Genomic DNA, 21573 nt, shown 5'->3' on the forward strand with positions numbered 1-21573 from the left:
AACATTAATTTAATCAAGAAGGCATATGACTTTGAAAAGACATACTCAAAAGGCCATCCCGATCATATTTACAGCGACACTGTTACTGATTTTGCTCCATATCAAGGATCCGGACGTAGTAAAAGCTTCCGCTCAATTAACTGCTTTTGCGTACCGTAAAACAGTAAATATCTACAGTAATCCGCACTACCGCCATACCGGACGCACTTTGAAAAAGTTATCCGGCGGCCAGGAAATAAGTATTACGCCAATTAACAAAAGCTGGAACAGAGTAAATTTTCTGATCAACGGACACTATGGTTATGTCCACAGCAATGATATCCTCAAAGATGAAAGTACCGGATCGTACCACATTTACAGTCTGAGAAAACATACCAATATTTATAACACACCTTATCCGTATGGAAAAAAGAACACAGTTTTTTATTCGATTCGCGGATCACAATCGCTAACTGTTGTCAGGATGGATAGGAACTGGTATAAGACAGTCGTGACTGTCAAGGGAAAGCATGACACCGGATATGTTCACCATAATGATCTCAATTTGGCCGTCACTCAAAAGAATAATCATTATTATGCTTCAAAGTCTGCGTCAAACGTCTATGCCGATGCATACAGCGGCGTTCGTTCGATCATCGCCCGGATTCCCCGCGGTCATGTACTATACGGTCACAGCTTTAGCGGGAATTGGAATATCGTAACCATTAATGGCCGGACAGGCTTTATACATAATGCGGATTTCTATAAAAACAATTCATTTCATCGCAACTTTCTGATCGCATTTGGTGACAGTGTTACAAGAGGTTCTTCAGCCGACATCGATAACGGAACTACCCAATATTCCTGGGTACACTATCTGCCGTCCGAACTCGGTCTGTCCCGAGTTGAGAATTATGGTGTCAGCGGATCCGCCGTCGCTGTCCGAAGCGACCGAAAAGACTCATTTCAGGAGCGGGAGAGCTGGATCAACAGCCATGGAAAACATCCTGATACGATTCTCGTCATTGTAAGCATCAATGATTTTCGTCACGATGTCCCGCTGGGGAGCTTCGATGTACGGAGCCGCTACACTTTTTTTGGCGGGTTGAGAAATTTCTCAGAGTATCTGCAGCGCAATAATCCGAAAGCGAAAATTATTTATATGACACCGCTGACGCAAAATGCTGTCCCGACTTACAGCACCTACGAAAAGAACGGGCTGGGGCTTTCGCAGGATCAATATGCTGCCGCTATCAAGCGGACTGCCAGTTACTACGGCCTTGAATTAATCGATATGCAGCACGACCGCTTCGTCAATACACAAATGAATCCATTTGATCCAGCTATTAAGAAGCAGTATTATACGGACGGTCTTCACATGAACAAAGCGGGCTATTTCCTGCTTTCGAAGGAAATAGCCCGCCGATTATTAAATAATTAATGAATGAAATTATCCGTGCAGTGGGGAACGAGCCACCGTACCGATTTTATCTATTCCAGACAGAAGTCCTGTATTTTCTCACGCGTCTTATCTGTCATGCCAAACTCTGCCGACAGATAGTGTTCAAATGTGCCATAGGTTTCGGAGATCGATTGCATCGCGGCTTCAAGAAATTCTTCATGGAGCAGAAAACCGTCTTCAAAGCGTTTTAAAGCCGTTCCGGAAATATAGTGTGAAGCCTCTTCAAACATTTCCTCGTGAAAGACGAAAAGTGTCTGATTTGAAAGCATATAGTCTTCCATAATGGTATCCGTCGGCACGCCCAGTGTTTTTAAAATTAGCATTGCCCCGACCCCGGTCCGATCCCGTCCTCCCGTGCAATGGTGGACCAACGGCAAATTCTGTTCCGGCCGAGCGACCAGGCTCATCATCCTTTGGTAAGAGGCATTGCGGATCGGCATCTGTGCATACACCTGTGTAAATTTCTCGCGGGTAAATGTTTTATAAAAAGTTTCCGGATCCCACTCCGAATGGGCGGTTGACTTATCCTCGCCGTTGACGGCAACTCGTTCATGTTTCTCGCGCCCAATCTGCGGATCCGGTTTTAAATCGGCTTCTTCCTTATCCCGATAGTCATAGATATACTTGATTTCCAAATCTTTCAGATAATCAATATCTCCCGCAGTAAGACCGGTCAGCTCAGCTGCCCGGAAGATCAGCCCTTTTTTGATCCGCCTGCCGTCTTGAGCTTTAATCCCGCCCATATCACGGAAATTGAAGACACCTTCCAAAGGGAGCAACCGCTCCGGCAAAACTTTTTCTTCCATCCGCATCCTCTCCCCCCTATAAACAATCACCGGACAATCATCCGGGCAAAAATGATTCACTGTTGATTTATCATATCATACTTCTTTTAAGTCTGAATCGAATCTATCTTTCTTTACAAATTATTATTGAAAACGGATTATCCACTCTGGTAAAAGGTATCGTAACCCTTCTTGAATACAGTTTATAATGGAGGAGTACAGCCCTTCCCGCGACCAGGAGGTGATTAATCTTGAAAAATATGGGATGAATCTGTACTATGGTTGGACAGCAGAATAGAAGTCTTTTTAACAGAAGACACTGTCAATTAGAGAGCCGCCCGCCATTGTGTCATTCTTTTTCAGAATCAGGATATGATTGATGAAGGAAGGCAAACATGACAGAAGCACCACCAATTTTAACGCAAAAAAGGTGAAGTGAATGATTTCAAGACGCATTCCGCTTTCTTCGACGCTAAATACCCGGGATCTGGGCGGATATCCGACTGCAGACGGCAAAGCGACAAAGTTTCGCAGGATAATCCGCAGCGGTGCACCTTTGGTTCTAAGTGGAGAAGACATCGCCCTCCTAAAAGAATCAGGTGTGACAGCCGCCATTGATTTTCGTTCAAAAGCGGAAATTGTAAAAAAACCAAGCGCCTTTGAACAGTCTGCCGATTTTAATTATTTTCACTGTCCGTTTCTGATCGGAAATAAAGACCCTGGTTCAAAGGATGAGGTTCCGTCACTTTACGCGAGGATCCTATCTGATTTTTCAGCCTTGAAAAAGATCATGAAGATTATCGCCGAACAAGATGGAGCCATCCTGATTCATTGCGCTGCGGGGAAAGATCGGACCGGTGTGGTTTCCGCCCTGCTTCTGCTCATTGCAAGGGTGGACGTCAGCGATATTCTTGCGGATTATCAGATTTCCTACACTTACTTACGTTCAGACATCAGGGAAAAAATGAAACGGGATCCGAACCTGCCATCCTATTACGGCCGTTCCGACATGGAATACATGGAAAAAACACTCGAACAGTTTTTCAGAACTTATGGCAGCGTGCGTCATTATTTTCGGAAAATCGACTTAACGGCAGATGAAATTGCATCCGTGAAAAAGAAACTGATCGAATGAATCACGGTAGAAAAAATTATTTTGGAGGACATCACATGTCGAACACAGAAAAGTTTAGCGGTAAAGCCGAAATCTATGCCCGATTCAGACCTGATTATCCTGAAGCGATGATCCGTGATCTGATCAGTGAAAACAATCTCGATCAAGCTTCGGTTGTCGCTGATATCGGTTCGGGCACAGGTATCCTGACCGCCCAGCTTGTAGAACATGGTTTAACTGTAAAGGCTGTTGAACCAAACACAGATATGCGCCATGTAGCGGAATCTTCTCTCCGTATGAATCCGCTGTTCACATCGGTGGCCGGAACGGCTGAACAAACCACACTGCAGAATCAATCAACCGATCTGATTACGGTCGCTCAGGCCTTTCACTGGTTTGATCCCGTGACTTTCAAAAAAGAATGCGGGCGTATCTTGAAAAGCTGGGGCCAGGTCGTTCTGATCTGGAACAGCCGGGTCCCCGACGCGCCACTCATTCAGGAAAGTGAAACAATCTGTAAACAGTTCTGTCCCGATTTTAACGGTTTCTCAGGAGGGCTTGATTCTATTTCATCCCGTTTCAAAACCTTCTTTCAAGACGGAAAGTATCAATTCAAGACATATGATCACCCGCTTTATTACAACCTGGAGGACTTTATCGGTCGGCATCTTTCAGCTTCGTATGCTCCCAAAAAATCCGCCTCAAATTATCAGCCCTATATCGGGGCACTGACCGAACTCTTTCAAAAACACAGCCAAAACGGCATGGTTCCTTTCCCAAATGAAACCCGGTGCTATAGCGGACACGTCTAAGTTCTTCAATTATCTATCTGATTCGCCAAATCCAAAATTCTCTGGTCTGATTTTTACTGGAGCAGGAAGACGGCGCAAAACAGGAATAAGAAGAACGTATACTGATACAAACAGAAATCCGCTGCTTGCGATTATAAACACAAATCTGCTCCCTATAGCATTGCCGATCACTCCGCCGATTAGAGAACCCAAAGGCATCGTGCACGTAGCGACGCTGACCATGACCGACATCGAGCGGGCCAGTAATTTTTGTGGAAGCAGGTTTTGCATCAGAGTATAGCCAAGCACGTTGTTCAGCCCGAGTGGAATCATGCTTGCTGCAAAAAAGACAACTTTAAGAACAACAGATGGAACAAGCGCTGAAAGCAGCCAGAAACAAAAACCGAGAAAATAGCTACCGATCAGCAGACGTCCAATGAAAAAACGATTGAATAATGGAGCAGCCAGCGCGCCCGTCAGGCTTCCGGCTGCTGAACTTGCTAGCAGAATGCCGTAGCTTTTCGAGCCGCCTAGCGAATCCGCGTAAGCCGGGAGTACTGCGGTCAAAGCACCTAGCGTAAAATTGGTTACAGCGCCTGTCACAATAATTTTCCCCAAAACAGAATGCAGAACAACCTGAAATCCTGCTTTCAAATCGGCAAAGTAGTCATTTACCTGATGCTTGAAAGAAGCGCCGTGAATTGGCTCAGATGGAACACACAGCAGTTTGAAGAGCGCGGCAGCGGCAATAAAGGTTCCGATATCGGTCAAATAAAGGGAGATGGCTCCCACTGTAGCAAGGACCGCTCCGCCGATCGCGTTAAATGCGGCGTCAGTCCCCTGATAAGCCAGGGACATCAAGGAATTGGCCGTAACCCGGTCATCTCTCTCTAAAAAACGCGGAATAAGTGCATTTTCCGCCGGGAATGAGAACTGATCAAGAAAAGAAACGGCAGGCATGACAGCGAGTATCAGCCCGACAGAAAGCAATCCTGAAAAATAGGCTGCGGGAATCAGACAGAGCAATACAGCCTGACCTATTTGCGAAACGATAAGTAATTTTTGTATCGGGTACCTGTCAACAATGGGTCCAACTAGAAATTGCAGTGCCTGAGGCAGAAGGATCAGGAACCCGGCCAGCCCTGAATAAAAAGCCGATCCGCCCAGCTGATAGACCAGCCACATGGCACCGACATAATACATGCTGTCTCCCATGTTAGTCATCAGGCGAGCCGAGATCAAAAGACGGAAATTCCTATTACGAAATAATGATTTCATTTGGATCTCTCCTTAAATATATTTACTCGGTAAAATAAATTTGACCGTTCAACAAAAAATTATTACTCCTGATCCATATGCTGATCAAAAGCCTTTCGATCAACCTGAAATCCAAAGGCGGACATAAAGTAAGTTTTTGCATCCGATTGCTCCCCATCCCGGTTGCACAGTTTATCGTACTTATTAAACAACTCCGCCGCTTCTTTAGAAAATTCCTGAAAGTGCCGGTCATTCATCGTTATCTCCCAATAGGTAGCCAGTGCCTTCATATTTCCTGGCACTTGGCCACTGATCGAAAAGGCCTCATCCGGAGCGGTCAGTGCACGCATATGTGTCCTGTCGATCATGCTCAGCACGATCTGCCTGTAGGTTTCACTGACTTCCCTTTTTTGCGGAAGCAGGGACACATCGGGTAAAAAAGCCTGGGCCACCGATTGGTAAAATTTTTGCACAATCCCATTGATCTCTTCAGTGCGGATCAATTCAATCAGATGGTTTTTTTCAAGTTCCCGCAGGTGATAGTGAATCCGCGCGCGGGATAAGTTGAATTGCTCGGCCAGCTGCTGGCCTGTATACGGTTTTTCAACGAGCAGCATCATCAATTTGGCCCGAAAAGGGTCACTTAAAACTTTCAGTTGATTCAAATCTCTAATGACGAGCGTTGGCTTCATTTTTGATCACCTGTTATATATTTTTAATCGGTTAAATTTATTTTACCGTTGATAATAACTATTTGCAATAATTTGAAGGTAATAGAACATCGTTAATGTGATTGAATCTGCTCTCTGAAAACCATAGTATTAAGTAAAACTATCAAAAATCTGAAATTATTTTAAAATACCACTTCGCTTAAGATGATACCAAATTGAAATCAGAGACAAAATAAATAATATCAACGGTATCCATATGAGGCTTGAAGAAAAATAAGTATACGTATTATCCCCATTCAGCTGACCGCTGTCAATCAAAAGTAATCGAACCTCCGATAATACCTGAATGGCAAAAAACATCACTGCACTTATGGAAAACAATGTAATCCCTATTCTTAAATACATACAAACTCCCTCCAGTCCTGATTGTAGTTTTTAACTCGGCATTTAAAAAAAGAGACAAACATCAACTCGAACTGGAAGAGCAACTGGTTGATTTTAGATCAACAGAAACCATGATTTATTTCAATGATTTAAACCTTATGATAAAAGTCTTGTAAAATTTATGCAATGCCTGTAAAACGTTTTCAGTAAATTCGTCACTGCCAGATTATTTACTTAAGAAACCACCTTGTTTCAGATCAATAGTAAAGCCTGTGAGAGGCTGAATCTCTCTGGTTTTTTTGTTGCTGAAAAAACCCGGAGGAACAATTCTTTGACTGCCTGCCCGTAATCTCTAAAATAAGAAATATAAGAATGAAAGAGGTGGAATGATGACTTATTTATATAAAATCAGCAGACCCAAGACTGTTACAGACACAATGCCTGTTCTCGTCACTCTTCACGGGATGGGCTCGAATTATCATGACCTGACTTCAATCGCTGGTAGCGGAGAAAAGACATTCGTGCAGATCGACGTTCAGGGTGATAAGCCGTTCCGGTCAGGTTATACCTACTATATCCCCGAGTTTTCCAGGCAAACTGAGGAAGAAGTAATATCAGGGACACTTTCCCGGCTCAATCAATTCCTGAACGATACCTATAAAAAGGAAAAGCTTTCGGCGAATCAGCCGCTGTTCTTTCTTGGGTTCAGTCAGGGAGCCATTCTTAGCCTGTCCTATGCCCTGACCTATCCAGACAATGTAGCCGGCGCGGTCGTCCTGAACGGAAGGCTGCCCCAATATATCACGGACCGCAAAAAAGCACCGGTTGTTCAGAATCCGCCTGCTTTCTTTATCGCACAGGGACAGTTTGATCCGCTGTTTTCACTCGAAGTCGGGCGGTCAATCAATAATTATCTAACGGAAAAAGGATTCGAAACGGGTTATCATGAATATCCGGTTGCTCATGGTGTGATCGCTCCTGAGGTGCAAGACATCCGCAGGTGGCTGAATGATCATTTCAATGCCTGACAATAATCCCCGCCATTTATTTCTCAGGCGGGGATTATTGTGTATACATTTTGCTGCTCAGCTCAAGCCGCTTTTTGAAATCGTTAGTGATAATCAAGCAATTCCTCCTGACTTTTGTGCAAATAACCGGCCAAGCGATCAAATTGTGAAGTGAATCCTTCAATGACACCCATATCCAATACCTGCTGAAGTGCTTTATCCGACGTGAAATGGGAGCGAACCGTCACCCTTGTTTTGTTTTCTTCGTCAAGCAGCTTCACGGTCACGAGTATCTGCGGCATTCCGTCGACCGGCTGGCCTTCCTCATTCACAAACATGTCGGTATAGACAATCTTTTCCGGTGCACTGATTTTGTGATAGACTGCCTTACCCCAAGATTCCTGGCCATAAAATTCACCCTGCGCTTCATCCGTGCAGCGCATGCAATAGTGCCAGACACCATCCGGCATAAACTCAAATCTTCGGCTTTCGGTCCGCCATCCTTCAGGGCCCCACCATTCTGCCAAACGCTCCTGCTCAGAAAAAGCCTTGAATACCAAGTCTCTCGGTGCTGCGAAAACACGCTCCATCAAGAGATCCTGTCCTTCAACCTTTGTGTTCATACGGCTTGTTGTTTCTCCGTCATCCATCCGCATACCTCCAGAACGGGAAAAAAATTTTGTTTATTCTCGGCTAAAGGTTCCCTGTTTCATTTGGAACGAAACGGAAGCTGAACAGCAATAATGCATCTTGTGACAGAGTCTCCGGTAAGCTTCTGTCAGCTGCCAGAAGCTTACCGGTATTTTTATATCCGTCACACTCTATATATACCCCTGATCAAAAAAAGTTAAACACAATAAATGTGTCCAAAAGTATACTTTTCAGAAGAAGAATTAGCCCTTCCCTTCTTTAAATTCCGGATACAAAGACATGCCGCCATCAACAAAAATGGTCGCGCCGGTTACATAGCTTGACTCCTCCGATGCAAGCCATGCAGCAACCGCAGCCACTTCTTTTGGTTCACCGATATAACTGATCGGAATCAGCTCCACGGTGCTTTTCTTCTGGACCGGATCCGCAAACTTTTCTGCGTTAATCGGCGTATTGATTGTCCCGGGCGCAATGCTGTTCACACGAATCCCGCGTCCGGCGTATTCGAGTGCGATTGTCTCGCTGAACATCCGTACTCCTCCCTTACTCGCCGCATAATGGGCGAAAGTCGGCCAGGGGATCCTCTGATGGACGGATGACAAATTAATGATATTGCCCCTCTTTTTCTGATTCAGAAAATATCTGAGCGCTGTTCTTGAGCCAAGAAACACACCTGTCAAATTGACATTGATGACCTTGTTCCAGTCTTCAAGGCCCAGTTTATCTGTCGGCGACTGGTTTTCCATGCCGGCATTGTTAACCCAGACATCCACGCCGTCAAAGTGTTCGATGGCCGCATTGACCAGCGCGCGTGCCCCTTTTTCCGTCCCGATATCGGCACGGACAGCTACCGCTTTTCCGCCCGCCTTTCTCAAAAGTGCGACCGTTTCTTCAGCGCCGCGGTGATCACGATTATAGTTAATGACTACCGACATTTTCTCTTCAGACAAGCGTCGCGCAATCGCATTTCCGATACCTTTTGATCCTCCAGTGACGACCGCCACCTTCCCTGATAAATCCGGATACATATATTTTTTCCCTCCAAAAAAATGTTTCTTCAACATTTTGGGAAATTTATCCGAAAATTAATCATTTTCATGTCTAAAATAACGAAACCCCGCGCTTTCCTAAAGGAAAATGCGAGGTTTCATCGATGCGTTTTTTAAATTTACAGAAAACTGGCGTAATGCCACGGATTTCAATCCGTGGATGTAAGCCCTGATCTTCGTTTTTTGTTCAGGGCTTCTTTGCTGTACTGGTCTTCAATGTACTGTTCAACCGTCTCTTTAGACATGTTGCCCAGCGTGGACATATAATAGCTGCGCGTCCAAAGGTGCCCGCCCCACAGTTTGGCAGCTTTGATCTCTGGATAAGCATCGAAAAATAGCCGGGCAGAGCCGCCTTTCAGGGCTTTGACCGCGTCCGTTGCCGATAGTTTCGGTTTAAAACTGATCAGCAGATGGACATGGTCCGGCATCACCTCCATCGTTTCAATCCGGATTTCATTCAGGTCGGCAATACGCTGCAGAATCGCCTTCATTGCCTGAACGAGTGGCGGCGTGGTGAATACCTGACGGCGATATTTCGTGATCCATATCAGGTGGAAGTGAAAATTGTAAACATAGGTCTGCGTATAAATAGCCCCAGCTATTTTTGACTTTTTTGGTTTCATGTCTAGTCTCCTTAACCGTTGATTAACTAACGTTTATACTATTTATGATACACTCATATCATGGTATAATAAACATATCCAGAAGAAAGGAGGACGGATCCATGAAAGGCAAAATGTCAGAAGAACGGAAAAAACAAATCAAAAACCGCATGGCCGCAGTTAAAGCGGAATATGTCTACACGTTAGGCTTCGAGCTGAGAGTTTATCCCAGCGCGCAACAAGCGGCCATCATGCGGTTTAACGCAAACACGTCACGTTATATCTACAACGCCCACGTCTTCCGCGATTGGGCAACGAAAAGCCAAGCCAAATGGCTCCGGAAAAATCCATGGTTGGATACAAATATGCCCAGTATGGCGTCAGCGGCCTATCAAACCTCCTGGTCTATGTGGCGCAAAGTAAACGCCGCCGGAACGCCGAAGCCGAAACGCAAAGACAGCTGCCGGCTCAGTTATCAGACGAAAAATGCCTACACGGCCAAAGCGCGGACGGAAGGCTATGATATTTTCAACGGAGCCAAAGTGCGGATCACGGATGCCCACCATATCCGCATTCCGAAAGTAGGCGTCCTGCGCGCCGCCGCTCGAAACATCAGCCGCCTGCCGCATGAGAAGGGCATCCGTATTGGCGTGACAACGGTCAAGCAGGAGGCGAACGGAAACTGGTTTGTCTCTTTCCAGGTTAAATCGAATCACCCTTTCAAACAGACCCTGGCTCAGACGGGCCGTTCCATCGGCATTGATCTGAATGTCTCTAATTTCTTAACCGCCAGCGACGGGCAAACGGTTCCTAATCCGCGCTTTTATCAACGGATCAAAGGACGGCTAGCCAAACAGCAGCGCATCGTGAGCCGCCGCCAGCTCCGGGCCAAAAAGGAGCACCGCAAACTTAAAAACAGTAAAAATTATCAAACCGCACGGCTCCGGCTCGCTGAAATGCAAAACCGCGTGGCCAGAGCACGATTGGACTTTCTGCACCGCACTTCCACAACACTCATCAAGAACCACGATGTCATTGTGTCTGAAGAACTGCGCGGAAAGAACCTGCTTAAGAATCATGCGCTGGCCATGTCCATCAGCGATGTCGGCTGGCGGCTATTCCTGAATCAATTGGACTATAAAGCCAAACTCTATGGCCGCACTTATATCAAAGTGAATCCGGCCTATACGACCAAAATGTGCCACTGTTGCGGCGCGATCAATCGAGCCGTGACCCTTGGCATTGAACAATGGACCTGCCCGACCTGCGGCGCCTTTCACAGCCGCGATCATAACGCGGCCATCAACATTCTGCATAAAGGCTTGGCTGCTCTTCAATCGGCTTAGTGCTCTTTCCAGGTGCCGTAGCAACTTCGGATTCCTGCCGCGAGGCGAAATGGCTTTGGTCATTAGCGTGTAAGACCTCAGAGCCCCTGTGTTCTGAGGCTGTGCCGTATCTAAGCAAATTGCGGCGGTTAGGCAGAATCCTACAGATGGGGGATACGGAAGTCAAGCCTCGGCTCGGCTTTTGGTATGGCTCATTTGATACTGCCGCTGCCAATCCACCGATTTTAATCGGTGGTAGTTGAACTATCTATTCTATGTCACTTATTCTTCAGCATTTCATAGACTTGCCGCACATCCTTGTCTCCTCTGCCCGAAAGATTGACAATGATGCTTTCATCTTTCGGCAAAGTCGGTGCCAGTTTCATCGCATAGGCAACGGCGTGGGAGCTCTCGAGCGCGGGAATGATTCCTTCCACTTTGGAAAGCGTCTGGAAGGCTTCGAGCGCTTCGTGGCCGGTCACCGTCACGTTTTCTTCGCGTCCGATCGATTTCAGGTAGCTGTGTTCCGGACCGACACCCGGATAATCAAGACCGGCGGCAATGGAATAAGTCGGTTTCGGATTGTCATGCTCATCCACCAGCGCATAGCACTTGAATCCATGAATAACTGCCGGAACGCCTTCCGCGAGGCTGGCCGCCTCAGCCGGTTCCACGCCGATCAGGCGGACATTTTTTTCATCAATATAATGTGCGAATGCGCCGATCGCGTTGCTTCCACCGCCGACACATGCGAGAACGGCGGCCGGAAGCTTGCCTTCTTTTTCAAGAATCTGGCGTTTTGATTCCTCACTGATCACCGACTGAAAATACTTGACCATGGTCGGATAAGGATGCGGGCCTACCGCTGATCCCAGAAGATAATAAGTATTTGCATGGTTCTCCACCAGATCCTGCAGTGCCACGTCAACGGCATCTTTCAAGCGGCCCTGGCCTTTTTCAACAGGAACAACAGTCGCACCAAGCAGTTCCATGCGGAAAACATTCAGTGACTGGCGCTCGGTATCATATTTTCCCATATAAATGGTGCATGGCAACCCAAACAGCGCCGCAACGGTTGCCGTCGCGACACCATGCTGTCCTGCCCCGGTCTCGGCAATAATCCTCTTGGCACCCATTCGCTTTGCCAGAAGGATCTGACCAATCGTATTGTTAATTTTGTGAGCTCCCGTGTGATTCAGATCTTCTCTTTTCAAATAGATCTTAGCCCCGCCGCACCTTTCAGTCAGGTTCTTTGCGAACGTCAGCGGATTCTCACGGCCCACGTATTCTTTCAGATAATACCGGAATTCCTTCTCAAACTCGGGATCTTTTCTACACTTCTCAAATTCACTTGCAATATTGGAAAGCACGGCCAGCAGTTCCTCTGGAACATAGCTGCCTCCGAAATCCCCGAATTTACCTTCTGCTGCTACTACACTGCTCTGAATACTCATCTCTGCTCAACTCCGCTTTTTAAAGTAGCCTGCGAGACTGGAAAACTCGTTCTTTCCAGGCGGCCGGCCCTCACGCTGGAAAAGCGTGCATTCCCATCTTTGACCAAAAGCAGTACGAAGTCAATAGATATATTATAAAATTATGAAATAAGTAAAACGTTCTCACAATTTTATGTTTTTTTGAAAAGTTGATACAACAATAGGATCACACATGGTACTATTTTTATGAAATGGAAAATTCCAGATAAACAGGAGGTTTTTTCACATGCTCGTAGTGACAACTGAAAATATCACCGGATACAAAGTGAAAGAAGTCAAAGGCGAGGTTTTTGGACTGATTGTCAGGAGCCGTGGCCTGGGAGGGAACATTATGGCCAGCCTTAGAAGCCTGGCTGGAGGAGAAATCCACGAGTATACAAAAATGCTTGAAGATGCCCGCCAACAAGCCATTGACCGGCTCATTGCAAACGCTGAAGACAGGGGAGCTAATGCGATTGTAATGATGCGGTTTGATTCGAGTGAGATCGGGCAAAACATGAGTGAAGTTCTGGCTTTTGGTACCGCCGTTGTGGTTGAAAAAGAATAAGAGTTCGCGAAGACGGCGCCCGCATTGTAGACGGCGTCTTTTTTAAAAGGTAAGAAAGTATAAGACTCAATCTGCCGGACAAACGTTCAGATTAAGACGCGGAGGGGCGAGACTCCTGCGAGATCAGCGAGCCAAGTGAGACCCCGCAGCGAGGGTACCGAGCGAGGAGGTTCACGGATCGCCCGCGGAAAGTGAGCGCCCGAAGCGTCACCGGAAGAAGGCAAAACCAACGTGCATCACGGTTTTTCTTAATGACTGATCCTTTTCATCAAAACACAAGGTATCTGCGCTCAATTTGTTTAATTTGAAAAGCCGGATGAACAAGCCAAAAATAGCTCCACACCTATCATTTGACATGGAGTGCACTCCAGCACCTATACTAAATTATATCAAATCATGGGGATGATACTTTGAAGAAAGTTTGGTTAATCACCGGAACTTCGACCGGCTTTGGATGTGCGCTTGCCAAGGAGCTGATCAGTCAGGGCTACCCCGTCGCCATAACTGCAAGGCACTTGGATCAAATCGCCGGATTGGTAGAAGATCATGATCAGGCCGTTGCCCTAACTCTGGATGTAACGAAGAAAGATCAGGTCAGGAATGCGGTAGACCAGGTCCTTGATCAATTTGGACGCATTGATGTACTGGTGAACAATGCCGGTTACGGTTACTTCGGCGCCGTTGAAGAAAGTGACGAAGAAGCGGTTCGCAAACTATTTGAAACGAATTTCTGGGGCCTGAGTGATCTGACCCGAAACGTCCTGCCAACCATGCGTAAACAACGCCGCGGCCATATTGTCAACGTTTCATCCATCGGCGGCCTGACCGCATTCCCCGCTTTCGGCTATTATCATGCGACGAAATTTGCTGTTGAAGGATTATCGCAGTCATTGGCGAAAGAAGTTAAGCCGTTGGGCATCCATGTCACTTTAGTGGAACCTGGCGCCTTCCGGACGGACTGGTCCGGACGTTCCGCTGTGGATCGGACGCAAGTCATCAGCGACTATCTCGAAACGGCCGGAAAGCGATTAAAAGCCTCCCACGCCAACTCCGGAAAACAGGCTGGAAGTCCGGAACTCGCAGCCAAAGCAATCATCAAAGCCGTAGAATCCGAAAACAGCCCCATCCATCTGTTGCTTGGCAAGGATGCCGTTAAAAATGAGCGGATTCAGCTGGAAAGTGTAAAAGAAGATCTGGAAAACTGGGAAGATGTGTCCACGCATGTGGATTACGGGAATGAAGATTTCTGGAAATAACGCATGGCAAAATTTAATAAGTAAGCATCAAATCTGTAGTGGTGCGTATCTAAAGGAGCTTTTCACAATAGTCTGGTGAAGAGTTCCATTTTGTTTCTGATGTACTAGTCTTCAAATTTTTTGCCCGGATGCCCGCAGCATCCCTCCATTTAAAAATCGCATGGAAGAACACTATAGATGTTTTTTATCCAATTCGTTTAATGATCCGCGCCGGATTGCCGGCAACAGCCACGTTGTCGGGCACGTCTTTCGTGACAACGGACCCGGAGCCGATAACGACATTATTTCCGATTCGGACCCCCGGGTTGATGACCGTTCTCCCGCCGATCCAGACATTATCACCGATCGTCACCGGTTTGCCGTATTCCGCCCCTGAAATCCGCTCTGCTGCGTTCAGCGGATGCGTTGCCGTATAGATATTGACACATGGAGCGATGAAGCAGTTGTCCCCGATTTCCACTTTGCAGACATCTAAAATAACACAGTCAAAATTGGCATAGAAATTTTCACCGACATGTATGTTATAGCCGTAGTCACAACGGAATGTCGGTTCAATATACAGGCTTTTTCCTGTTGAACCGAAAAGTGTCTTCAGGAGATCCGTACGTTGATCCATTTCAGTTTCAGACGTTTGATTAAACAGTCTTGTTAATCGCCGCGCATTTCTGCGCTCTTTCACCAGTTCAGGATCGTTTGCGTGATAAATTTCTCCATCGAGCATTTTTTCTTTCTCTGTTTTCATAGCCAACCCCTCCTTATAATAGCTCATCCGATTTCTTGCAACCCTATTCTTCTATTATAATTGGATTTAAAGAATTAACGAAGTCTGAGACGGGGAATGTGATTGCCATGAATGGGATCGATCACGAGTCATCAATTTCAATTAAAACACCTGAGCCGTTCAGTTTTTCAGAATGCCTGATTTTTCTCGGCCGCTCGGATCAGGAGGTGCTGCACCAGATACATGACGATTATCTATTTAAGCTTTTGAAGATGGACGGCTCTCTGATACTGATTAAAGTCAGCGCAGATCCGAATTTCATCCTTATTGAATTTCCGGATGGTGTTCCGAATCCGGCCGTTCGCAGCAAGATTGCTGCTTATGTAAAGGATTGGTTTGACCTCGGCCGAGATTTAAGTCCTTTTTATGCCATGGCCAGTCAGGACAAAATTCTGAAGCAGCTTATTCAAAAATATTACGGACTACGGATGATCTGCATTCCGGATCTATTCGAAGCTCTGGCGTGGGGAATCACCGGCCAGCAAATCAATCTGACCTTCGCCTATACATTAAAAAAACGCATGATTCAACAATTCGGAGAACACTTGACTTACAAAGGAAACACCTTCTGGCTTTTTCCTTCGGCCGAAAAAATCGCCGGATTACACATAGAAGATTTGAAAATTCTCCAATTTTCTTCCAGAAAAGCGGAGTACATCCTTGAAATCGCCAAGGCCATTAGAGACGGGATATTAACTAAAGAAAGCCTTCTGCAGGCTGGAAGTCCGGATCAAATTCAGGAATCATTAACAGTAATCAGGGGAATCGGCAAATGGACGTCCAGTCTGGCCATGATGCGCTGTCTGCGCATCCCTACAGCATTCCCGATCGCCGATGTCGGCCTGCACCTCGCACTGAAAAAACAGCTAAGCATGGACCGCAAACCGTTCATTGAGGAAATAGAAGGCATGGCATCATACTGGGAAGGCTGGCAGGCTTATGCCACCTTTTATCTGTGGCGATCACGCTACGAATAGGGATCAACACAAAACCATTATTTTTGCAGATAAGATATGTCGTTACGTAGTAGAATAAATGTTGTGAAGCAACTCAATTCCTGTTGCTCAAGATGTGATTTACCCAAAAATAGTTTGACTGATAGACTGAGGGACACGCTCACTCTGTCCGAAAAGTGGGAAATCCGATCGTGAATGGGCCTTTGTGTTCTGAACGTTTAGTTTTATTGATACTCCCCTCATTTTTATTGATAAAATGTTTCTTTTTATCGATAGATGATGGATTTCTATTGATGACACCCAATTTTTATTGATAATGATTCCGAGTTCGTTGATATGGTTCTCTGAACGGACAGAACGGTAGTTCCAGCCGATCCGTTTCCCTGGTTAGACCCATCTCTGGCTTCTAAAGACGTAATGTTGGTATTTTTTTGCTGCGCATTATCCGTCACTGTCCCCCCTCCACGCCGGTCATACCTATAAAAATAACCACCGGAAGACGAGCCCCGAGTGGTTATCACGGCTTATGAAATTTGAAAGTAGTTTATTTCTGATTATTTTTTGCTGTTTGTTGCTCCCTGTTGCTCTTTAGCCGCATTTTTCATCATTTCCTGTTTCTGTTTCATCGCTTTCTGCATCTTCTGTATCTCTTCAGTGGTCATTACCTGATGCTGTTCCGGAACAAAGAATACATTTCGTGTCGATACCTTCACATTTTCATCTCCGCTGAAGGCGAAGAGCCGACGATAAAATCCGTTTTGAAAGACGCGTCGCTGTATCTGAACTTCTAGATACGGAGCTTTGTCTGTTACTTTAAACTGGTTCTGGTCCGAGATCCCGGTGTGTTTCATTTTCGGTTTCCCCTGTTTGTTGACGTTGTAGATATACAGTGGGTCCCGACCGACATTCTGACGGAGAACGAGAAACGGGATGGCTGCAGGCTGCTTTGGATTTGATGCTACAGCCGAATAAATGCTGATTTTTTGGGTGCTTACGGCCGTCTTCATGCCATAATTGCCGTGCTCATTAAGGATCGTTAGCGTTTCACTGCCGAGGAAGAGAATCAGCGACAAGGCAACAAGCAAACCATTGATCCATTTATGCTGTGAAAACCACTTTGTGCCGCTTGTCAGAATAAATGCTACAAACAACGCGGCGCCGATGATTAAGGTAACGAGAATCATTTTTTCACTTCCTGATCTTTAATTAGTGCCTTCGGCAGAAGCGGCGTAATGGTTATGCCGCCTTGCTGCCTTCCTCGTGGACTTGTTTTCCTTTGACAAAAAAGGTCAGCAGCAGGGTCAGCAGACAGAAGCAGACAGCCACAAGAAATGTCATATTCATACCATTTAACGTCGCGTCCAGCGCTTTTTGCCCGTATTTAGCTGGATCAAGCGACATCAGGCCTTTATTCGGCATACCGTGCTTTGTTACATTAGTCAGAACACTGATGAGAATAGCCGTACCAATTGAACCGGCGACCGTACGGATTGTGTTGTTAACCGCAGTACCATGACTCATCAGACTGTTAGGCAGCGCGTTCATGCCCGCTGTAGTCATCGGCATCATGACCATGGATATGCCGAGAAAGCGGATTGCATATGAGATGACAATACTCGCAACACTCGTGTGATCCGTCAGGAACATGAACGGAACCGTTCCGGCGGTCAGAATAAAAATGCCTGTGATGGCCAGCTTACGCGCGCCAATCCGATCAAAAATAAGTCCGGTGACTGGGCTCATCAGCCCCATCATAATCGCCCCGGGCAGAAGCATCAGCCCGGAATGAAACGCGCTCTCACCGCGAACGTTCTGAATATATAGCGGCAGCACGAGCTCGGCTCCAATCATCGCCATCATGACAAAGCTGCTGATCGCGACAGACAGGCTGAAAATCGGTGACTTGAATACTTTCAGTTCCAGCATTGGCTCTTTCATCGCAAGCTGCCGCCAGACAAAGAGAATTACAAAAATGGCTCCGACGATCAGCCAGGATATGACTGTTCCGCTCTTCCATCCATTATTTCCAACCTCGCTGAATCCGTAAAGCAGTCCGCCAAATCCGACCGTTGACAGAACAATCGACAAGATGTCAATGCTCGGGTTAGTTAAGGGGATGACCTTTCTCATTGCCATAAAAGCAAGGACAATAACAATGACCGTGATTGGAATGATCATATAGAACAGGACCCGCCAGTTATAGCTGTCGACAATCCAGCCGGAGAGTGTCGGCCCAATGGCCGGGGCAAAAGCGATGACCAATCCGGCCAGCCCCATCGCAATCCCTCTTTTTTCCCTTGGGAAGATCAGCAGAAAAATTGTCTGCATCAGCGGCATCATAATACCCGCACCGGCCGCCTGAACGATACGTCCGGTCAGCAGGATGGAAAAATTCGGAGCCACCGCCGCCATCATCGTGCCGACTAAAAAAATGGTCATGGAAAGGATATATAATGTTTTCGAACTGATCTTGTTAATCATTAAGGCTGTAACAGGAATCATAATACCGTTCGTCAGCAGAAATGCCGTTGTCAGCCACTGTCCGGTTGCCGCGGTGATGTTAAAATCCTTCATAATATCAGGAAGCGCGGTGGCAAGTAGGGTCTGATTCAATATGGTACAAAAAGCACCGACCAGAAGCACAATAATTAAAAATGTCCGGTTATATGCTTTGCCGTCACTATCAACGGGTCGTGCGGTTGCATTCATGTGCAGAACTCCTTCATTAAAAAATTTCTGATCAATCGACCTGCCGACTATATTCCAGACTGAACCAGCAGGCCTGCACCAGTATTTTTGCGGTACAGAGTCCATCATATTCCTGCAATGTGAACAGTTTATGAACTGAAAAAAGGGCAGACATAATGCGAACTGTACGCCCGATTCATTCATTTTTCACCAATTTTTAATAGGATGCTTCAATTTCTTTGATTCTTCGGTAGAGAAAATCATTAATCGGTGTCTGAATCCCGTGTTTTTTGCCTAAAGCGATGATCGTTCCGGAGAAGAGTTCGACTTCCGTTTTGCGGTGTGCTTTTGTATCCTGGCGCATCGAAGGCATACCTTCAGGGTTTAGGGAATCATTAATTTCAAGCCAATGACTGATCTCATCCTCGCTCAGTCTGACACCCTCTTTATTCGCCACCCGGACCACTTCTCGCATGGCGGCAATCATAGTCTCCCGTGGTTTTCCCTCTTTCTGCACACCGCTATAATTCGTTTCGAATACAGCTACCGATTGATTGACTCCGGTATTAAGCATCAGTTTGCTCCACATATGATGCAGAATATCATCAGGAATGTCATAGGAAACCCCCGTGGCATCAAAAAAGCGGGCAAGTGTTTTCACCTTTTCACTTTCACTGTTTCCTGCCTCCCCGATGCTCAGCCAACCCATATTTTTATAAGTCAGCCGATTGTCCTGCTTCACAGCATCCATTCCCTGGGCAACACAGTAAAGCACCTTATCCGATCCGAAGGCTTCTCCGATTTTCTGCTCACTGGAAATGCCATTGAGCAGTGAAATGATCAGAGTATTTTCACCAACCTGATTTCTTGCACTTTCAATCGCATGTTCCAGACCGCCATATTTGACTGAAAAAATGAGCAGATCTGTCGGCGAGCAGGCGATATCTTTGTCTGTATACTGAAAATCACATTCTTCTCCATTGGAATAGACGCCTTCCGACTGATATCGGTCGATACGCCTTTTATTCGCTATAATCCTTACAGCTTTTTTGCCAAGCCGGTCCGTTAGGTGCTTGCCATACATGATGCCCAGCGCGCCCAGACCGATAATTGAAACGGTTTTTATCTCCATGATATCCTCCTTGAATGAGTCCAACATCTGCCTGATCTCACTTTATCATACACATCTGAAAAATGTTTCGCAGGACCCGAGTTTCTGTACGAGCTCGCAGACCGTGATCCAGGCGCATTTTTTAATTTCGTGGATAAAAAAGCAAATATGTGTTATATATAATATATAACAGTTAGAACAAAAAGGATTTGATCAGATGCTTTTATCCATTGATTTTGGCTCAGATCAGCCGATTTACATGCAAATCCGTAATGGAATTGTGGCCGGCATTGCTTCGGGCCAGCTTCAGGACGGCGATCCGCTCCCGTCTGTACGGACGCTTGGAACGGATATCGGAGTCAATCTTCATACGGTCAACAAGGCCTACAAACTGCTTCAGAGCGAAGGATTTATTGAAATTCAGCGGAGCCGCGGCACCTTCATCCATGCGGGGGACGCCGCTAAAAACGCCGCCGGTTTTCTCCAGGAATCCGGAAGCCTGATGCATACGATCATCTCTGAAGCGATCACTCGTAACGTTGACCGGGCAGTGATTCATCACATGATCGATCATCTCTATGATGAACTGGAAGGGGAAAAATCATGAATCTGAACGTCACGCCGCTTATAAGCACTTATCTGATTATCACCTGCTTTTTTATCCTGCAGCCCTGGTTTTCCCGTAAAAATGTAGTATTCGGTATTGTTTTTGCGGATGACCATATCTGGGAAAGCAGTCAGATAAAAAAGATACGGCGCCGATACATGATTGAATCCGCGGCCTCTGCTTTTCTTATCATAGTTGGTTTATATCTGCTGAAGGCTGCGGTCAGGATCACTGACGCGCAGATGATTAACGTGTCAGTGATCCTTCTGATTATTGTCGACAGCCTTGTTTTTGTGATCTCGAATCGAAGGACACGGGCATTCAAACGAACCATGCAGCCGGACGCCGCCCTGACATCCCGCAGCGTGATTGTGGAGATGAAAAAAAGTGATAGAGAGAGCCTGCTCCCACTCCGCTGGATGCTGCTTCTGGTACCTCTTTTTGTAGCAACACTTGCTATCGCCTGGTTCGGTTATCCGTATATGTCGGAAAGTATTCCTACACACTTCGGCCTGACGGGTCCCGATCGCTGGTCACATAAATCATGGCCGACCGTGCTTTCACCCGCGTACCTTCAAGTGATGCTGGCACTCATCATCCTCTTCATCCGCCGAGCGCCGGCTTCGGTGAGGGGCAATCCGGACGCCGCCCCGGATTATGACCGTTTCAGAAAAATAATGGGGATTCTGATGATCGCACTGGGTCTCATTGCAGAAGTAATCTTTTTAGTGCTCGAGATCAGTTTCATACACCCTGTTTCCCCCGCTTGGTTTTTTGCAGGTACCATTGCTGTATTCGCCGTGGTTCTGACAATGATTCTGCTCTTCATGCGACTAGCAAGAGCCAAACACGCTGCGGGACCCATTCTCGACGATGACGGCCGGTGGATTTGGGGCATGTTTTATTTCAATCCTTCCGATCCATCTATCTTTGTCGAAAAGAGAGTCGGAATCGGATATACCATTAACATGGCACGGCCAATGGCCTGGATTGTCCTGATCGGAATCATCGCTATTACTATTATTCTGTCGAACGTACATTAACTTGAAATGAGGGA

The 21573-nt window shown here is 46.3% G+C and carries 21 protein-coding genes; 10 read left to right on the forward strand and 11 right to left on the reverse strand.

The features are described from left to right. Window positions 1-31 precede the first annotated feature (31 nt). Complete coding sequence (locus E4665_RS05865) at window positions 32-1420, forward strand: SGNH/GDSL hydrolase family protein (protein WP_167815126.1); 1389 nt, start codon at window positions 32-34, stop codon at window positions 1418-1420. Between the two features lie 50 nt (window positions 1421-1470). Here the strand turns inward: E4665_RS05865 and E4665_RS05870 are convergent, their stop codons facing one another. Further along, entirely contained in the window at window positions 1471-2247 is a 777-nt protein-coding gene (locus tag E4665_RS05870) for a tyrosine-protein phosphatase (protein WP_135347874.1), read from the reverse strand. Window positions 2248-2665: 418 nt separating this feature from the next. Between E4665_RS05870 and E4665_RS05875 the strand changes: the two genes are divergently transcribed. Next, entirely contained in the window at window positions 2666-3361 is a 696-nt protein-coding gene (locus E4665_RS05875; protein WP_135347875.1) for a tyrosine-protein phosphatase, read from the forward strand. Between the two features lie 35 nt (window positions 3362-3396). Beyond that, the gene (locus E4665_RS05880; RefSeq protein WP_135347876.1) at window positions 3397-4152 is read left to right on the forward strand and encodes a class I SAM-dependent methyltransferase; all 756 of its coding nucleotides are present in this window, start codon (window positions 3397-3399) and stop codon (window positions 4150-4152) included. 9 nt (window positions 4153-4161) lie between these two features. Here E4665_RS05880 and E4665_RS05885 read toward each other — a convergent pair whose 3' ends face one another. Further along, window positions 4162-5409, reverse strand: a complete 1248-nt coding sequence (locus E4665_RS05885) for an MFS transporter (protein ID WP_135347877.1) — start codon at window positions 5407-5409, stop codon at window positions 4162-4164. Between the two features lie 62 nt (window positions 5410-5471). Continuing rightward, entirely contained in the window at window positions 5472-6080 is a 609-nt protein-coding gene (locus E4665_RS05890) for an ArsR/SmtB family transcription factor (RefSeq protein WP_135347878.1), read from the reverse strand. Between the two features lie 752 nt (window positions 6081-6832). Between E4665_RS05890 and E4665_RS05900 the strand changes: the two genes are divergently transcribed. Then, window positions 6833-7471, forward strand: coding sequence for an alpha/beta hydrolase (locus tag E4665_RS05900; protein ID WP_135347880.1), 639 nt, complete (start codon window positions 6833-6835; stop codon window positions 7469-7471). A gap of 83 nt (window positions 7472-7554) precedes the next feature. Here E4665_RS05900 and E4665_RS05905 read toward each other — a convergent pair whose 3' ends face one another. The 3 genes from E4665_RS05905 to tnpA all read right to left on the reverse strand — a co-directional run bounded on the left by E4665_RS05905 (window position 7555) and on the right by tnpA (window position 9773). Then, window positions 7555-8100, reverse strand: coding sequence for an SRPBCC family protein (locus E4665_RS05905; RefSeq protein ID WP_135347881.1), 546 nt, complete (start codon window positions 8098-8100; stop codon window positions 7555-7557). Between the two features lie 243 nt (window positions 8101-8343). Further along, window positions 8344-9129 carry a glucose-1-dehydrogenase gene (locus tag E4665_RS05910; protein ID WP_135347882.1) on the reverse strand — a complete coding sequence of 262 codons (786 nt, stop codon included), beginning with the start codon at window positions 9127-9129 and terminating at the stop codon, window positions 8344-8346. A gap of 170 nt (window positions 9130-9299) precedes the next feature. Next, entirely contained in the window at window positions 9300-9773 is a 474-nt protein-coding gene (gene tnpA, locus E4665_RS05915) for an IS200/IS605 family transposase (protein ID WP_135347883.1), read from the reverse strand. A gap of 101 nt (window positions 9774-9874) precedes the next feature. Here tnpA and E4665_RS05920 point away from each other — a divergent pair, with 101 nt between their 5' ends. Further along, the gene (locus tag E4665_RS05920; RefSeq protein WP_206663554.1) at window positions 9875-11098 is read left to right on the forward strand and encodes an RNA-guided endonuclease InsQ/TnpB family protein; all 1224 of its coding nucleotides are present in this window, start codon (window positions 9875-9877) and stop codon (window positions 11096-11098) included. A gap of 257 nt (window positions 11099-11355) precedes the next feature. Here E4665_RS05920 and trpB read toward each other — a convergent pair whose 3' ends face one another. Next, on the reverse strand, window positions 11356-12531 hold the full coding sequence (gene trpB / locus E4665_RS05925; protein ID WP_135347884.1) for a tryptophan synthase subunit beta: 1176 nt from the start codon (window positions 12529-12531) through the stop codon (window positions 11356-11358). Window positions 12532-12796: 265 nt separating this feature from the next. Here trpB and E4665_RS05930 point away from each other — a divergent pair, with 265 nt between their 5' ends. Together E4665_RS05930 and E4665_RS05935 are read left to right on the forward strand one after the other, a co-directional pair. After that, the gene (locus tag E4665_RS05930) at window positions 12797-13117 is read left to right on the forward strand and encodes a YbjQ family protein (RefSeq protein WP_135347885.1); all 321 of its coding nucleotides are present in this window, start codon (window positions 12797-12799) and stop codon (window positions 13115-13117) included. 410 nt (window positions 13118-13527) lie between these two features. Further along, entirely contained in the window at window positions 13528-14373 is an 846-nt protein-coding gene (locus E4665_RS05935) for an oxidoreductase (protein WP_135347886.1), read from the forward strand. 184 nt (window positions 14374-14557) lie between these two features. On the opposite strand, the gene E4665_RS05940 is transcribed toward E4665_RS05935, so the two are convergent. Beyond that, the gene (locus E4665_RS05940) at window positions 14558-15115 is read right to left on the reverse strand and encodes a sugar O-acetyltransferase (protein ID WP_135347887.1); all 558 of its coding nucleotides are present in this window, start codon (window positions 15113-15115) and stop codon (window positions 14558-14560) included. Between the two features lie 107 nt (window positions 15116-15222). Here E4665_RS05940 and E4665_RS05945 point away from each other — a divergent pair, with 107 nt between their 5' ends. Beyond that, the gene (locus E4665_RS05945) at window positions 15223-16131 is read left to right on the forward strand and encodes a DNA-3-methyladenine glycosylase family protein (RefSeq protein ID WP_135347888.1); all 909 of its coding nucleotides are present in this window, start codon (window positions 15223-15225) and stop codon (window positions 16129-16131) included. Window positions 16132-16664: 533 nt separating this feature from the next. Here the strand turns inward: E4665_RS05945 and E4665_RS05950 are convergent. The 3 genes from E4665_RS05950 to E4665_RS05960 all read right to left on the reverse strand — a co-directional run bounded on the left by E4665_RS05950 (window position 16665) and on the right by E4665_RS05960 (window position 19930). After that, window positions 16665-17294: a DUF4811 domain-containing protein gene (locus E4665_RS05950; RefSeq protein ID WP_135347889.1), complete on the reverse strand. Its 630-nt coding sequence runs from the start codon at window positions 17292-17294 to the stop codon at window positions 16665-16667. A gap of 52 nt (window positions 17295-17346) precedes the next feature. Continuing rightward, a complete protein-coding gene (locus E4665_RS05955; RefSeq protein WP_135347890.1) occupies window positions 17347-18819 on the reverse strand; it encodes an MDR family MFS transporter in 1473 nt (490 codons plus the stop codon). A gap of 196 nt (window positions 18820-19015) precedes the next feature. Further along, on the reverse strand, window positions 19016-19930 hold the full coding sequence (locus E4665_RS05960; protein ID WP_135347891.1) for a ketopantoate reductase family protein: 915 nt from the start codon (window positions 19928-19930) through the stop codon (window positions 19016-19018). A 196-nt stretch (window positions 19931-20126) separates the two neighbouring features. Here E4665_RS05960 and E4665_RS05965 point away from each other — a divergent pair, with 196 nt between their 5' ends. Together E4665_RS05965 and E4665_RS05970 are read left to right on the forward strand one after the other, a co-directional pair. Continuing rightward, a complete protein-coding gene (locus E4665_RS05965) occupies window positions 20127-20516 on the forward strand; it encodes a GntR family transcriptional regulator (RefSeq protein WP_135347892.1) in 390 nt (129 codons plus the stop codon). Further along, a complete protein-coding gene (locus E4665_RS05970; RefSeq protein ID WP_135347893.1) occupies window positions 20513-21559 on the forward strand; it encodes a DUF5808 domain-containing protein in 1047 nt (348 codons plus the stop codon). Before E4665_RS05965 ends, E4665_RS05970 begins: the two co-directional genes overlap by 4 nt. Window positions 21560-21573: the final 14 nt, after the last annotated feature.

The sequence above is a fragment of the Sporolactobacillus shoreae genome (assembly GCF_004684935.1).
Taxonomy (GTDB): Bacteria; Bacillota; Bacilli; order Bacillales; family Sporolactobacillaceae; genus Sporolactobacillus; species Sporolactobacillus shoreae.

What these genes read in the sequence shown, in the direction of transcription:
- E4665_RS05870 (WP_135347874.1), bottom strand. Translation starts at nt 2,247, where the DNA reads ATGGAAGAAAAAGTTTTGCCGGAGCGGTTGCTCCCTTTGGAAGGTGTC.
- E4665_RS05875 (WP_135347875.1), top strand. Translation starts at nt 2,666, where the DNA reads ATGATTTCAAGACGCATTCCGCTTTCTTCGACGCTAAATACCCGGGAT.
- E4665_RS05880 (WP_135347876.1), top strand. Translation starts at nt 3,397, where the DNA reads ATGTCGAACACAGAAAAGTTTAGCGGTAAAGCCGAAATCTATGCCCGA.
- E4665_RS05885 (WP_135347877.1), bottom strand. Translation starts at nt 5,409, where the DNA reads ATGAAATCATTATTTCGTAATAGGAATTTCCGTCTTTTGATCTCGGCT.
- E4665_RS05890 (WP_135347878.1), bottom strand. Translation starts at nt 6,080, where the DNA reads ATGAAGCCAACGCTCGTCATTAGAGATTTGAATCAACTGAAAGTTTTA.
- E4665_RS05900 (WP_135347880.1), top strand. Translation starts at nt 6,833, where the DNA reads ATGACTTATTTATATAAAATCAGCAGACCCAAGACTGTTACAGACACA.
- E4665_RS05905 (WP_135347881.1), bottom strand. Translation starts at nt 8,100, where the DNA reads ATGGATGACGGAGAAACAACAAGCCGTATGAACACAAAGGTTGAAGGA.
- E4665_RS05910 (WP_135347882.1), bottom strand. Translation starts at nt 9,129, where the DNA reads ATGTATCCGGATTTATCAGGGAAGGTGGCGGTCGTCACTGGAGGATCA.
- tnpA (WP_135347883.1), bottom strand. Translation starts at nt 9,773, where the DNA reads ATGAAACCAAAAAAGTCAAAAATAGCTGGGGCTATTTATACGCAGACC.
- E4665_RS05920 (WP_206663554.1), top strand. Translation starts at nt 9,875, where the DNA reads ATGAAAGGCAAAATGTCAGAAGAACGGAAAAAACAAATCAAAAACCGC.
- trpB (WP_135347884.1), bottom strand. Translation starts at nt 12,531, where the DNA reads ATGAGTATTCAGAGCAGTGTAGTAGCAGCAGAAGGTAAATTCGGGGAT.
- E4665_RS05930 (WP_135347885.1), top strand. Translation starts at nt 12,797, where the DNA reads ATGCTCGTAGTGACAACTGAAAATATCACCGGATACAAAGTGAAAGAA.
- E4665_RS05940 (WP_135347887.1), bottom strand. Translation starts at nt 15,115, where the DNA reads ATGAAAACAGAGAAAGAAAAAATGCTCGATGGAGAAATTTATCACGCA.
- E4665_RS05945 (WP_135347888.1), top strand. Translation starts at nt 15,223, where the DNA reads ATGAATGGGATCGATCACGAGTCATCAATTTCAATTAAAACACCTGAG.
- E4665_RS05950 (WP_135347889.1), bottom strand. Translation starts at nt 17,294, where the DNA reads ATGATTCTCGTTACCTTAATCATCGGCGCCGCGTTGTTTGTAGCATTT.
- E4665_RS05955 (WP_135347890.1), bottom strand. Translation starts at nt 18,819, where the DNA reads ATGAATGCAACCGCACGACCCGTTGATAGTGACGGCAAAGCATATAAC.
- E4665_RS05960 (WP_135347891.1), bottom strand. Translation starts at nt 19,930, where the DNA reads ATGGAGATAAAAACCGTTTCAATTATCGGTCTGGGCGCGCTGGGCATC.
- E4665_RS05965 (WP_135347892.1), top strand. Translation starts at nt 20,127, where the DNA reads ATGCTTTTATCCATTGATTTTGGCTCAGATCAGCCGATTTACATGCAA.
- E4665_RS05970 (WP_135347893.1), top strand. Translation starts at nt 20,513, where the DNA reads ATGAATCTGAACGTCACGCCGCTTATAAGCACTTATCTGATTATCACC.